This window comes from Methylomicrobium lacus LW14 (genome assembly GCF_000527095.1).
Classification (GTDB): Bacteria; Pseudomonadota; Gammaproteobacteria; order Methylococcales; family Methylomonadaceae; genus Methylomicrobium; species Methylomicrobium lacus.
Genome location: NZ_AZUN01000001.1, coordinates 3,667,525 through 3,680,404 on the forward strand (window position 1 = coordinate 3,667,525; position 12,880 = coordinate 3,680,404).

General features: G+C 55.8%; 10 protein-coding genes and 1 tRNA gene. 3 read left to right on the forward strand and 8 right to left on the reverse strand.

Annotation, left to right across the window (positions count from 1 at the left end):
- Nucleotides 1-19: 19 nt before the first annotated feature.
- Nucleotides 20-1,155, reverse strand: a protein-coding gene (locus METLA_RS22730; protein ID WP_152539479.1) for an IS630 family transposase whose coding sequence is annotated in 2 segments (ribosomal slippage) — nucleotides 20-726 and nucleotides 726-1,155 — 1,137 coding nt in all. Because the reading frame shifts where the segments join, the coding sequence is not laid out codon by codon here.
- Nucleotides 1,156-1,815: 660 nt separating this feature from the next.
- Nucleotides 1,816-2,505, reverse strand: coding sequence for a hypothetical protein (locus METLA_RS0117080; RefSeq protein ID WP_152539480.1), 690 nt, complete (start codon nucleotides 2,503-2,505; stop codon nucleotides 1,816-1,818).
- 258 nt (nucleotides 2,506-2,763) lie between these two features.
- On the opposite strand from METLA_RS0117080, the gene METLA_RS0117085 reads away from it, so the two are divergent.
- Nucleotides 2,764-3,186 (forward strand): hypothetical protein, encoded by a 423-nt coding sequence (locus METLA_RS0117085; RefSeq protein ID WP_024299701.1) that lies wholly within the window; start codon nucleotides 2,764-2,766, stop codon nucleotides 3,184-3,186.
- A 295-nt stretch (nucleotides 3,187-3,481) separates the two neighbouring features.
- The gene (locus METLA_RS0117095) at nucleotides 3,482-4,267 is read left to right on the forward strand and encodes a DNA/RNA non-specific endonuclease (RefSeq protein ID WP_024299702.1); all 786 of its coding nucleotides are present in this window, start codon (nucleotides 3,482-3,484) and stop codon (nucleotides 4,265-4,267) included.
- A gap of 98 nt (nucleotides 4,268-4,365) precedes the next feature.
- Here the strand turns inward: METLA_RS0117095 and METLA_RS0117100 are convergent, their stop codons facing one another.
- The 6 genes from METLA_RS0117100 to METLA_RS0117125 all read right to left on the reverse strand — a co-directional run bounded on the left by METLA_RS0117100 (nucleotide 4,366) and on the right by METLA_RS0117125 (nucleotide 10,392).
- Nucleotides 4,366-4,581: a CstA-like transporter-associated (seleno)protein gene (locus METLA_RS0117100; protein WP_036281857.1), complete on the reverse strand. Its 216-nt coding sequence runs from the start codon at nucleotides 4,579-4,581 to the stop codon at nucleotides 4,366-4,368.
- A 78-nt stretch (nucleotides 4,582-4,659) separates the two neighbouring features.
- A complete protein-coding gene (locus METLA_RS0117105) occupies nucleotides 4,660-6,720 on the reverse strand; it encodes a carbon starvation CstA family protein (protein WP_024299704.1) in 2,061 nt (686 codons plus the stop codon).
- A gap of 345 nt (nucleotides 6,721-7,065) precedes the next feature.
- Nucleotides 7,066-8,454 (reverse strand): MFS transporter, encoded by a 1,389-nt coding sequence (locus tag METLA_RS0117110; RefSeq protein WP_024299705.1) that lies wholly within the window; start codon nucleotides 8,452-8,454, stop codon nucleotides 7,066-7,068.
- 93 nt (nucleotides 8,455-8,547) lie between these two features.
- A complete protein-coding gene (locus METLA_RS0117115; RefSeq protein WP_024299706.1) occupies nucleotides 8,548-9,642 on the reverse strand; it encodes a 5-(carboxyamino)imidazole ribonucleotide synthase in 1,095 nt (364 codons plus the stop codon).
- Complete coding sequence (gene purE, locus METLA_RS0117120; RefSeq protein ID WP_024299707.1) at nucleotides 9,639-10,148, reverse strand: 5-(carboxyamino)imidazole ribonucleotide mutase; 510 nt, start codon at nucleotides 10,146-10,148, stop codon at nucleotides 9,639-9,641. Before purE ends, METLA_RS0117115 begins: the two co-directional genes overlap by 4 nt.
- 166 nt (nucleotides 10,149-10,314) lie before the next feature.
- Nucleotides 10,315-10,392: transfer RNA gene (locus METLA_RS0117125), tRNA-Arg, on the reverse strand.
- Between the two features lie 372 nt (nucleotides 10,393-10,764).
- Here METLA_RS0117125 and METLA_RS0117130 point away from each other — a divergent pair.
- The gene (locus METLA_RS0117130; RefSeq protein ID WP_024299708.1) at nucleotides 10,765-12,786 is read left to right on the forward strand and encodes a sensor domain-containing diguanylate cyclase; all 2,022 of its coding nucleotides are present in this window, start codon (nucleotides 10,765-10,767) and stop codon (nucleotides 12,784-12,786) included.
- Nucleotides 12,787-12,880: the final 94 nt, after the last annotated feature.

Here is a 12,880-nt window from a genome sequence, read left to right on the forward strand (position 1 = left end):
GTTATATACTAGTACCCAGTCATTTTTGTACTGTCGAGTAAAGTTTTTTCAATTTTATCCGCGCATCCTCATTAGTAAATCGCCATTGCATGGGGCTTGCGATAGCATTTCGTTGATCTTGCCATGCGGCGACTTCCTTTTTTAAAGTCTCTTGGTCTGGAATGCGCCGCTCCAAACATTGCCGGGACAAAATGCTCAATTCTATTTCTGCCATATTCAACCAGCTACCATGCTTGGGGGTGTAGTGGATGTCTAGTTTATCCAAAATTCTCCGGGCTTCCTCGGGCGCAAACGCCTTATAGAGCGATGCGCCGGTGTGGGTATTTAAGTTGTCCATCACCAGGGTAATGCGCTTGGCGTGAGGGTGGATAACATCAACCAAGTTGCGTATTTGATGCGCCCAGTCCACGGCGGTCCTTTGATCTGTCACCACGACTTGCCGCTTGCCTGCTAACGGCTCAAAGAACATAAACAGATTACTGACGCCATTGCGCTCATATTCCGTATCGTACTTTTCGACCGAGCCCGGTTTGGCCGGTAGCGGTTGGCGTGTCTCTTTAATATGCTGTTTGCTGCTTTCATCCATACAGACCAGTGGATGGTCTTCATCGTAGGAACGCTTGTAAACATCCAGCACATCTTCCATCGCACAGACAAATTCCGCACTCCCTTGGGCGGGTATGCACCACTCTTTGTTTTGCCAGGGTTTCAGTTCATTTTTTTTAACGTCTGCCGAATCGTTTCATGCGATACGCTTTCCACGTAGCCCAGTTCCACCATACGTTGCCCCAACAAGCGTAATGTCCAACGGCTATAGCCATCCGGCGCATCACTGCAAGCTAATGCCACTAAATGGGCTTCGTTTTCACCATCAATCACACGGTTTCTAACCCGGCTCGGTTTCGCTCGTTCTAAGGCCGACTCTAATCCCTCTTGAACCAAGCGCTGCCTGACCCGTTCCACGGTTCGCGTTGAGATGCCAAAGGCCTCACTGATTTGGCTATCCTGCCATTGATCACCCCAGGCACTACTATCGGCCTTGAGCAATATTTCAGCATGAAGCCTTTTGTGGGCTGCCACTTTTCCTTTATGCACCAAGCTTTCCAAATAACTACGCTCTTCTTCGGTTAGCCGCACTCTGTATTTCTTCGCCAATTGTCCAGCTCCATTTACATTGAAACTGAATATATTGGGGCCTACCAGCCGACATAACAACAATGAATGAGTACTAGGTCGAAATAGTGCTCGTTTTTCTGTTCGGTTAGTTGCGTCGTAAGTGCATGGGATAGGCTTATGATGTGCTGGCAGCATGCTCTGGCGGTGCGTTTAATGACTAATTTCCTTGGTGGGGCTGGCGAGCCTCAATACCGGATACTAAACAGGCTTTTCCCAAATTTTTATCATTAGTCAGGTTGCTGATATTGATTGGGATAGTTGCACTAAGGTGCTAGATGCTGAGAATCGGCGGAAAATGTTGATTGGGGGGGAGGGAGGCCTTTGATGGCTGGCGGCCTAGGAACCAATACGTCCATCGTCCTGGAAAACCGGGGGCGATGGACGAAAATTACCCCGAAGTGGGCGTCAGATTATGGGGGCAGGGCCATTTTCGGCAAGTAGCCCCGCCATAAAACCTATTTATTCAGAGCTGCCTTAAGGATTCCGTCAAAAATAACTTCCGTAAATGCTGTCACCCGTTCGTGCTGAGTTCGTCGAAGCATGAACGGGTGACAGCATGAGCCGGGAATTTTCCGTCCATCCTTCGACAAGCTCAGGACGAACGGAAAATTTTATCGGGAAGTTGTTTATGACCATATCCTAAGGCGCTACGCCCACGCAAGTTCCTGTTACATTTAAGGTGAGTGCCGCGCCGGTTGTGTTGGCGGCATCAACGGAATAGCCATTATTGGCGATGCCTGATGCAGTGATGGTTAGGCCGGGAGCCGCCTCATAGGAACCGCCGGTCGGAACGCTGCCGGTTGGGCATTCTGCCGCTACAACAGCGCTGCTGGAGGCTGCAATCTCTTGAGTTGTTTGCACGGTGAAGGCAGTCAAGCCATTGGCGCCTAAATCGGCGCGGCATATCAAAGTTGCTGGCGACTGGGATATTTCGTAAACGTACTGGCCATCCGGGCATGTGCCGGTAATAATGTCTTGCTTCGTATCAAGAATACTTTTGATGTTATCAAGCTCGCTCGTCAACAGGGCGATCGCGGCGGCGTTGTCGGCCGTGTTTTTTTGCAACGTGATGAGGGCCGCTTCCGCTTTTGCTTGCCAAGCCTCTAAACTCGACACCTGCCCGATCAGTTTGTTGATTTGTGCCTGAAGCGAATCGATGCGGGCATTAAGATATTGAAAGGGTTTGCCTTTTGGCAGGGAGCCTTTGAGTGTTGGGCTGGATTTGGGCGCGGCGATAACCGATGAAGTGTGTGCAAACCCTAAAAAGCCGGATGCGAGGAGGCCGATAACAGCGATTTTAGAAAATTTTTTCATAATGAGACCGTTCATGAGTGTTAAAAATCACAGCCGATGAACTCGATCTTTAAGAACACCAAGCCCTATCGGCGGGTCAGATTATGTGTCATTTCTTGGCGGGTTGATTTTAACGGGCTCACACTTTTGGAAAGGGAAGTCTTGCCGTAACCTTTTAGTCCCCCTCTTTGAAAAAGAGGGGCTAGGGGAGATTTTTCAAATAAATCCCCCTCGGTCCCCCTTTTTCAAAGGGGGAGGTGAACGCTTACGTCTTGCCCATTGATTGCAGCATCCATGCAGTCGACCCGCTTCCCGGCGGGTATGACGGCATTTATGGATAACGATATGCACTCTACCGGTCTAATCGGGGAAATAAAGAGAAGCCGTTTTACGGAATCCCAGTTTCAAGCAGAGGTTTATATGAAAAATGGGGTATTTTTATTGTGTCTTCTCCTGCTGCTGCCATCCCTTGGCAATGCCGAAGAGGAACCGCTGGATCTGGAATTAGAGTCTTCGACGATTTATCGAGGTGACTCCAAAGGGTTTTCCTGGATATACAACAAAAATTACCGGTACTCTGGGCAGTGGTTAGAGAACGAATGTCAGCGCCTGGCGGAGCAGATACGAGATTTGCATTTTAAACCTAACGCGAGGCGCAGATTGGCTTTGCAGCAGCGTTACGACGCCGAGTGCTTAAGCAATTCTCCCGAAGAATAACAGAGCGGAAAAGCAGAATTTTCTCGTAACCCAAGACGCAGGAGATTTTGTATCAAATAATCAAATTCAAGCCGTCGTCAAATCCAATCCTCAGCATTTGCTCGTTGGCGGTAATGCAGCGCGCGAATAACGCAGTGGTTTGCCTTTTTAGTCAAACGTTCAGAATCTTTCCGGTAACTCATAAGGAAATCAAAGGGATTCAATGGTTTCATCTCGATTCGCATTAGCTTAATGGCATCGTTTATCATAGCGGCCTTTTTGCTAACCGAAACATGGAGTCTATCGAGTGAAAATCATGAAGCTGAGCGCGATCATTGCGTCTTTGTCAATCTCGCTGGTCGCTTGCGCGACTGCGCCGACGACTGCCCAAATCATGCGGCCTACGATGGGGGCTGTCCGGGGCGGAAGCTTCGCCGGGGGACATATCCAGAAGCTGGACTATGAAGGCTTCACCGTCTGGCTGGATTGCGCAAGGAAAGGGCCGGTCAAGTTTATGTATAACGCCCAGCACGACACGGGCAACAAAGCCAGGGCCTCGTCTTTCCGTATCGATCCGGATGTGCCGAAAGAATGTCAGCAGGCCAGTGCCAAGGCCTACGGCAACAGCTATGACCGCGGCCATTTAGTGCCGGCCAATCATCTGGACTATTCGGAAACGGCGATCCGGCAGAGCAACTACATGACCAATATCCTGCCTCAAGCCGCGAATATGAACCGGGGCGCCTGGCTGTTGACCGAGGAAATCGTCGAATGCTACCGCGACATCGACGAATTGCTGGTGATCGGCGGCGTGATCTGGGGCAACAATCCGGCGGATGACTATTTTATTCAGTCGCACGGCGTGGCGACGCCGGATGCCTTCTGGAAGGTGATTATCCGCGGGGCCGGGCAGGACGAGCGTGCGATTGCCTGGGTGGTGCCGAATTCGCCGGCGGCGACGAAGCGGAATCTGGACCCTTATCTTGTCAGCATCGATGAATTGGAACGGCTGACCGGCGAGACCATTCCGGTGGCGGACTACGCGAAGCACGATAAGCCTGCTTCATCCTGGGTGCTTCCGCGCGGCTGCGATAAAAGTTAAGCAAAAAAAACGGCGTGAGATGTCATCTCACCCCGTGATCCTAGTTTCTGCGCCGGAGAAGGACGCCGGCGCACATTCCTGAAATGTTGGCGGACTTGTCAGCAACAGCGCTTGATGCCCTCCCATTTCTGATCCTGCCATTGCTTGAAAAACTCGGCCCGGCTCAATGGGCCGGTGCATTGATGGTCCTCACCGTGCGCATGACAGCGCGCATAGTGCTCAAGATAGCGTTCGTAGGCGTCGTCGCCGCTGAGGCGGCGAACGGCTTTCCAGATGGTTTTCAGGTGCTTGCTCATCGGTAATGGCTTCTGCATGACTCTACCACCTGCATTTGCTACAGGGATGTGGTGTATTCAGATATTGCTGGAGCAATATATCTGTCCATGCCGTCATCAGTCCCGCGCCCAGTTTTCGACCAATTGGCTCGGGCTGTGCGGCGCTTCGGACAACGGCGGCACCGGTTTGCCTGCCAGATGCCGATAACAGACCCGGAGCATATCCAACACGATCAGCCAGAGCAATGTCACGAAGAACAGCGTGATCACCGCGTCCAGATGCAGGTTGAAGATCAATTGCGGCGCGATGTTGGCTTTCTCGGGCGGCAACAGGCCGCCTTCCAGTTTCGCGCTCATATCGTTTGCGGCGGCGAAGAAGCCGATGCGGATATCCGCGCTGACGAGCTTTTCCCAGGCGGCCGCGCTGGTGATCGTGACCAGCCAGGAGAGTGGTATGCCGCTGATCCAGGCATACTTCAGTTTGTCCGATTTGACCAGGATGCCGGTCGCGACTGAGAGCGCGATCGCGGCAAGCATCTGGTTCGCGATGCCGAACAAGGGCCAGAGGATGTTCACGCCGCCGTTCGGATCGATCACGCCGATGTATAAAAAGTATCCCCAGCCGGCGACGACGATGCCGCTGGTCAGAATCACCGACGGCGTCCAGGAGGTTTCCCCGAGCTTCGGCCAGAAATTGCCGAGCATGTCCTGCAGCATGAAGCGGCCGACGCGGGTGCCGGCATCCAGCGTGGTCAGGATGAAGATCGCCTCGAACATGATCGCGAAGTGATACCACAAGGCGAGCAAACCGTCGCCGAATGCGCTGCCGAAGATGCTGGCCATGCCGACCGCCAGCGACGGGGCGCCGCCGGTGCGCGCAAACAGGGTCGTCTCGCCCATTTGCGCGGCCAGGGTCTGCATCTGCTCGACCGTGACCGGGAAGCCCCAGGAAGAAATCTTCGCGACCGCGTCGGCCGCTTCCGCGCCGACCACGCCGGCAGGACTATTCACCGCGAAAAACACACCGGGTTCGAGCACGGTCGCGGCGACCATCGCCATCATCGCGACGAACGATTCGAGCAGCATGCCGCCGTAGCCGATCATCCGGATGTCGCGTTCGTTGGTCAACAGTTTCGGCGTGGTGCCGGAGGAGATCAATGCATGAAAGCCCGAAATCGCGCCGCAGGCGATCGTGATGAACACGAACGGAAACAGCTTGCCGCCGAATATAGGTCCCGAGCCGTCGATGAACGGGGTCAGCGCGGGCATCTTGACGTCCGGGCGCAGGATGATGATCGCGACCGCGAGCAAGGTGATCGTGCCGAGTTTGACGAAGGTCGACAGATAATCGCGCGGCGCGAGCAGCAGCCAGACCGGCAGGACGGCGGCCGCGAAACCGTAACCGATCACCCACCAGGCCAAGGTCAGGCCGTCGTGATCGAACACCACGCGCCAGGTTTCGCTGCGGTCGACAAAGCCGCCGTAAGCGACCGAGGCGAGCAGTAAAGCAACGCCAAATATCGAGGCTTCGAGCACTCGGCCGGGGCGGATGCTGCGCATGTAAAGTCCTACGATCATCGCGATCGGAATCGTCGCGGCGACGGTCGAGGTCGCCCAGGGGCTGTGTTTCATCGCGTTCACGACGACCAGGCCGAGCACCGCGATCAGGATGATCATGATCGCGAAGGTGCCGATCAGCGCGGCGCTGCCGCCGAGTACGCCGAGCTCGTCGCGCGCCATTTGCCCGAGGCTGCGCGCATTGCGCCGGGTCGAGAAAAACAGGGTCACCATGTCCTGCACGCAGCCGCCGAGCACCGCGCCGATCAAGATCCACAGCGTGCCGGGCAGATAGCCGAATTGCGCCGCGAGCGTCGGGCCGACCAGGGGGCCGGGGCCGGCGATTGCCGCGAAGTGATGGCCGAACACGATCCATTTGTTGGTCGGCACGAAATCGCGGCCGTTGTCGAGCCGCTCGGCCGGGGTCGCGCGCGTGGCATCGACAGCCAGCACCTTGGCCGCGATCCAGGCCGCATAGAAGCGGTAGGCCAGCGAATAAACGCAGAGCGCGGCGACGATGAACCACAGCGAATTGATCGTTTCGCCGCGCTGCAGCGCAATGCCGCCGACGGCGGCGGCGCCGAGGCCTCCGATCAGTATCCAGATGAAAGTTTTAAGCATGAGATGCCCTGTGTTGAATTGAAAATGACTGGGTGCCGGCGCCTGGCGCCTACGCAGGATTTATACGCTAAAAAACTCGTGATTCACGCAGCGCCAGCTGAAAAGCCGGTTTCATTGCATGAATGACGTAATGAACGGGATAAAACCGGTCTATTTGAAGTCGGGATTTTGATCGACGCGGCTGGCAATGCTGATTGGGCGAGCCGCATTATCTGGGGAGCGTAACCTCCATGAAGTGCGATGGGCGCGAGGATCTCGCTCATGCAGAGGCTTCTAGCGATTCGGTCAACACTCGCTCTGGATTGCGGCTTCGATTTCCTCGATTCCGCTAAGGCTGCATCGAGGCTACTTGCTATATTGCACGATCAGGTTTTGCAGTGCATCGGTATTCAACTGCCGTTTATCGACTTTCAGATAGGCCACCGTTTCTTCGGGGTGCAGGGTGACCTCTTCGACGCCGGCGATTTCCAGGATATTTTTTTCAAACTCGTCGATCTTTTGCAACTCGATTTGGTCCAGGGACAGCAGCATATTGACCCAGTGGCGGGGCGCCTTCATGCCGAACGCCAGCAGCAGCCAGCTGCACGTCAATGCCGCGCAGGCCATGAACACGCCGCTCGCGCCGTAATGTCCGTAACACCAGCCGCCGGCCGCGCCGCCGATGCCGGCGCCCATGAATTGGCAGGTCGAGTAGACGCCCATCGCAGTACCGCGCAGATCGCCGGGGGCGGTCTTCGAAACCAGCGAGGGCAGGGTCGCTTCGAGTAGGTTGAAGCCGCTGAAAAACAACAGTAGCAAGGCGACGATCTGTATCAGCACGGCATGGAACAGCATCAAGCCGAGAAAGGCCAGAATCAATACCGCAATCGCGCTGATAAAAACGCCCTTCATCTTCTGCTTCTTCTCGGCCAGTATGATAAACGGAATCATGAATGCCAGAGACAGCACGAAAACCGGCAGGTACACCATCCAGTGTTGCGCCGGGATCAGTCCCGCATCGCGCATCAAGAGCGGCACGACTACGAAGCTCGCGGTCATCACAAGATGCAGGATAAAAATGCCGTAGTTGAGCCTTAACAGTTCGACGTTGGTTAGCGCGTCGCTGAAATGGCCGGGGACCACCTCCGCTTCGCGATGCTTTTTCGGCTGCCTTGGATTCGGCACGAGCAGCAGGATGATCAGGATCGCCACCAAGGCCAGCGCCGAAATCAGCCAGAAAATACCGTGTATGCCGATGTAGGAGGCAATCAGCGGGCCTGTGGTGATCGCGACGCCGAAGGAGACGCCGATGCTGGCGCCGATCAGGGCCATCGCCTTGGTGCGGTGCACTTCCTGGGTCAGGTCGGCGACCAGCGCCATCACCGGTCCAGCGACCGCGCCGGAGCCTTGAATCGCCCGGCCTATGATGATGCCGTAGATGTTCGTCGAGAGCGCGGCGACCACGCTGCCGGCAAAAAACAGCAGCAGGCCGGTGACGATGACTTTCTTGCGGCCGAGGCGGTCGGAGATCAGGCCGAACGGAATTTGCAGAAGCGATTGCATGATCCCGTAAATGCCGATCGCCAGGCCGATCAACGCGGGAGTGGCCTCGTCGATCTGTTCGGAAAATAGGGACAGGACGGGCATGATCAAAAACAGGCCGAGCATCCGGAAGGCGTAAATGCTGGCCAGCGACCAGGTGGCGCGTTTTTCGGTCCGCGTCATCGGGCTGGCGATATCCTGTATTGGGGTCACAACCGAAATCTCCTATTCAATGATGATGTCTACGTTTGACGCCGGGCGTGATGGCTTTCGGCGGTTAAAATCGACTTTGTGCGCAGGCCGGCTTCATGAATCGTCGACACGGTCCGCCAGGGCGCTGAGTGTTTTCAGTTTGGCCGACAATTGCTCGTGCGATTCCGCCCGCAGCGTCGCATGCGCGATCTTGCGGCCTTTGCGCGGCGCCTTGTCATACAGGTGCAGGTGCGCATGCTCGATCGCGAGCACCTCGGCCGTTTCCGGCAGGCCGCCGATGAAATTGACCATCGCGGCATGGCCAACGGGCTTTGTCGAACCCAACGGCAGCGACAGGATCGCGCGCAAATGATTTTCGAACTGGCTGGTTTCCGCGCCTTCGATCGTCCAATGCCCGGAATTATGCACCCGCGGCGCAAATTCATTCGCGACCAAGCGGCCGTTCACCTGGAACAGTTCGAGCGCCAGCACGCCGACATAATCGAGCGCTTCGAGGAGGCGGGTGACATAGTCTTCCGCCTGCTGCTGCATCGGATCGCCGTCCAGGCATTCGGACACGCGCAGGATGCCGCCTTTATGCAGATTTTCGGACAGCGGATAAAACGCGATTTCGCCTTGCGGGTTGCGCGCCGCGATGATCGAGACTTCGCGGTCGAACGGCACGAACGCTTCGACGACCGCCGGGACACCGGCCATTGCTTCCCAGGCTTGCAGCAAATCGTCAGGCGTCCTGATGAAGGCTTGCCCTTTGCCGTCATAACCCATCCGGCGGCTTTTGACGATCGCCGGCCAGCCGATGGTTTCCATCGCTTGGGTCAAATCGGCCAGGCTGTCGATCGGCGCGAAATCGGGTGTCGGAATGCCGATCGAATGGAAATAATTTTTTTCGACCAGACGGTCCTGCGCGACAGCAAGCGCATTTGGAGACGGATGCACTTCGGTATGGGTCGCCAGGAAGTGCGCGACATCGGCCGGCACGTTTTCGAATTCGTAAGTGACCACGTCGGACGCTTCGGCCAGCTGGGCGAGCAAGTCAGGGTCGTCATAAGCGCCGTGCAGATGCGTGCCGAGCTTGTTCGCGCAGGCATCCTGCGCAGGATCGAGAAAGATGAAGTCGACGCCCAGCGGATAACCCGCCAGCGCGATCATGCGGGCCAGTTGGCCCGCGCCGAGTACGCCGACTCTCATACGAGCCCGCCTTCGCCGGTGCCGCGCGGGTCGGCGCCGGCCAGTACCGATTCGGTCTGCTTTTGCCGGTAGTCGTTCAAGGCGGCGCGGTAGGACTCATGTTTGTTGCCGACGATCGAGGCGGCCAGCAGGGCGGCATTGATCGCGCCGGCCTTGCCGATCGCCAGGGTGCCGACCGGAATGCCGGCCGGCATTTGCACGATCGACAGCAACGAATCGAGACCATTCAGCGTTTTCGACTGCACCGGCACGCCCAGCACCGGCACCGTAGTTTTCGCGGCGGTCATGCCCGGCAAATGCGCCGCCCCGCCCGCGCCCGCGATAATTACCTCCAGGCCCTTGGACTCGGCGGTTTCAGCATAATGGAACAGTTTGTCCGGCGTTCTGTGCGCCGAGACTACCTCGACTTCGTGTGGAATGCCCAGCTCCTGCAGCGTTTCCGCGGCATAGCGCATCGTTTCCCAGTCAGAGGTCGAGCCCATTATGATGCCAACCAGTGCTGCCATGTTGTACTCCTAAAGATAAAAAACGGTCTGCGATCAACGCACCCGGTCCGATCGAAAATTTAAGGGGGAAAATTATCGCATAAATAGCAAGGCGATGTTTTGTTAAAGTCAAAAAAGACCGGACGGCCGGAGATTCAGAGGGTTCGGCGGAATCGCCGGCTAAGGCTGGCGTCCCCGGGGTGATTCGAACACCCAGTCGCCTTCTTAGGAGGAAGGTGCATTATCCAGCTTATGCTACGGGGACAGTGGGGCCATTCTAACAAGACTGACTCGATGAGAACAAGTACTAGCTCCCGGAGCCGGCGGAAAAAGGCTGGGTTCTGCCATCCGGGTATAGGGAATGTTGATCTTCGATTAAGCTCCTTCGCTAATTTTGGGCGGGAAGGAAAGCCGCGTGAACGCTATCAATAAATTCGACGGGATTCGCTATGAGGCATCTTTCTTGAGGTCTATATTTTTATTTAGATTTCCTTAAACGTTTTTAAGGGGCTGTGGTCTCAGTAAATGTCCAGAGAGAGGTGAGTTTTAAGTTTTTGTAACTCATGGCGGGAAAAAGTCGTTGTTTGATCAAACTAATGAGTGAGGCGGCGAGGTGAAGGCTGAAGGTAGACTGATCATGGCTGGCGCAGAAAGCGACGAGTTAGACCGCATCAAAACGGCAGCGCAAGCGATCTTAAAGAGCGAATCGCTGAATTTGCAGCTAATGCCGGCGATCGCGGTCAAATTGGTCAATTTGACCCGCGATGAGAATGTGCGTATCGACGCATTGGCGAAAATCATCGAAACCGATCCGGCGCTGGCGATCAAGGTGCTGCAAACAGTCAATTCCGCCGCCTATTGCCTGCCGAACAAGGTGACTTCGATTCGGCGCGCGGTGCATCTTTTAGGTGTCGACGAAGTTCGCCGGATGGCTTTGGCCATGTTGCTGTTCAGCCGCATGATTCGGCGCGAGTCCGGTGAATTCGATTTTTTATTCTTTTGGCAACATTGCCTGTTTGTCGCCGAATTGAGCCGAAGAATCGCGATCGCATTAAAACTTGCCGATCCTGAAATGGTTTATACGGCGGGTTTGCTGCATGACATCGGCAAACTGGCGCTGGAAACCCACGGCAAAATGACTTACAGCCAATTTATCGCTTCCTTGCCTAATAGCGTGCATCCGTTGCTTCAGGAAGAAAGGCATTTCTTCGGCATGACCCATGTCGAAATGGGGCAGGTGTTGTGCCTGCAATGGCAACTGCCTGCGCCGATTGTGGCGGTTGCCGCGTGTCATCATGTGCTGCCCGACCCCGGTTCGCCCTATTATCCGTACCGTGCCGAAATCGCGATCGTCGCGTTTGCGAATTATACGGCCTGGTTGCAGGGAATTTCCTCGATCAGCCATGCAGGCCCGCCGCAATTGTCGCCGCAGGTATTTGAACTGCTGCCGATCGAGGCGTTGGAGCTGGAGAGTCTGCTGCAAGAAACCGATAAAGCGATGCAGGCGGCGCAGGAGTTCTATAGTATCGCGTTTCCAGATGTCAACCGTCTGAGGGCAAGGCTGTTGCAGGCGAGCATCACGATGAGCCGAGTTCAGCATCACCCGGGCGAGCCCGGCGCCACCTCGCGCAATATTTCGGCCAGTCTCACCGCGCCGCATCAGAGTCTGGACCCTGCGTATTTTGTACCCTGGACCTTGGAGACGATCAAGCACGATTTTGAATTCGACCGCGTGATCTTGTTTAGCGTCAATCCGCAGCGCCGTAGTCTGGCCGCCTCGCATGCTTATCCTGAAATTCACGAAAGGGCATTGGAAATCGATATCGGCTGTCTATCCGGCATGTTATTGGACTGTTTGCGCGAAAAGAAAGCGGTGCTGATCGATGCCGCGCTCGAACCGAAAAATCCACTGCTCAAAAAATTCAATACCGCCGAATTTATCGCGGTGCCGGTGCTGCGTCACCGCTGTCTGGCCGGCATGATTTACGCGGATTACGCGATCAAGCAAAAATCGATGGCAGGGCGTATCCTCGAAGAGATCGTTGCGGTGGCCGAGCAATTAGGCATCGCGTTGATGAATGCGAAACATTACGAAATGCAGCGGCAGCAGGCGCAGCTGGATTCGCTGACGCAGCTCTATAACCGGCGGATGCTCGAGTGTTCGTTGAACCAACTTTTTCAACGGCCCGCGCACGAACTGAAAGGCATCGCGTTGGGTTTTGTCGATATCGACCGTTTCAAGTTGTTCAACGACCAGTGCGGGCATCAGAAAGGCGATGAAATCATCCGCCTGGTCGCGGATATGCTGAAGCGCTTGACCCGGCCGGGCGATCTGATTGGGCGTTTTGGTGGCGAGGAGTTTTTGTTTGTGCTGATGAATACCGACGAGGATGACGTGCGGGCTTACGCCGAGCGCATCCGCCTCGAAATCGCGCGGCGCGGCGATGATTTGAAGCCCAGGTTTCAACAGCTGGAGCTGACGGTCAGCATCGGCGTGGCGCTGTATCAGCCGAATTTCGGGCATTACACCGATCTGATCGAGGCGGCCGACCAGACCATGTACCGCGCGAAGATGGCCGGCCGCAACCGGGTTATTTTGTTCAGTGACCTGCCGTCCGTGAGTAAGCCGGCTGTGCTCGGGCGGAATATCGGAAACTAAGGATCGGCATACAAATGCTTTCCCTGATTGGATGCACTCCATGTGGAAGCGCTTTTTAAGCGCGATCGGGGTGGGGACAGACCTGCGAACGCGG

Excerpts from the sequence above, each read along its gene's own strand:
- purE (WP_024299707.1), bottom strand. The coding sequence starts at position 10,148 with ATGGCAGCACTGGTTGGCATCATAATGGGCTCGACCTCTGACTGGGAA.
- METLA_RS0117105 (WP_024299704.1), bottom strand. The coding sequence starts at position 6,720 with ATGCTTAAAACTTTCATCTGGATACTGATCGGAGGCCTCGGCGCCGCC.
- METLA_RS0117085 (WP_024299701.1), top strand. The coding sequence starts at position 2,764 with ATGCAGTCGACCCGCTTCCCGGCGGGTATGACGGCATTTATGGATAAC.
- METLA_RS0117100 (WP_036281857.1), bottom strand. The coding sequence starts at position 4,581 with ATGCAGAAGCCATTACCGATGAGCAAGCACCTGAAAACCATCTGGAAA.
- METLA_RS0117130 (WP_024299708.1), top strand. The coding sequence starts at position 10,765 with ATGGCTGGCGCAGAAAGCGACGAGTTAGACCGCATCAAAACGGCAGCG.
- METLA_RS0117080 (WP_152539480.1), bottom strand. The coding sequence starts at position 2,505 with ATGAACGGTCTCATTATGAAAAAATTTTCTAAAATCGCTGTTATCGGC.
- METLA_RS0117095 (WP_024299702.1), top strand. The coding sequence starts at position 3,482 with ATGAAGCTGAGCGCGATCATTGCGTCTTTGTCAATCTCGCTGGTCGCT.
- METLA_RS0117115 (WP_024299706.1), bottom strand. The coding sequence starts at position 9,642 with ATGAGAGTCGGCGTACTCGGCGCGGGCCAACTGGCCCGCATGATCGCG.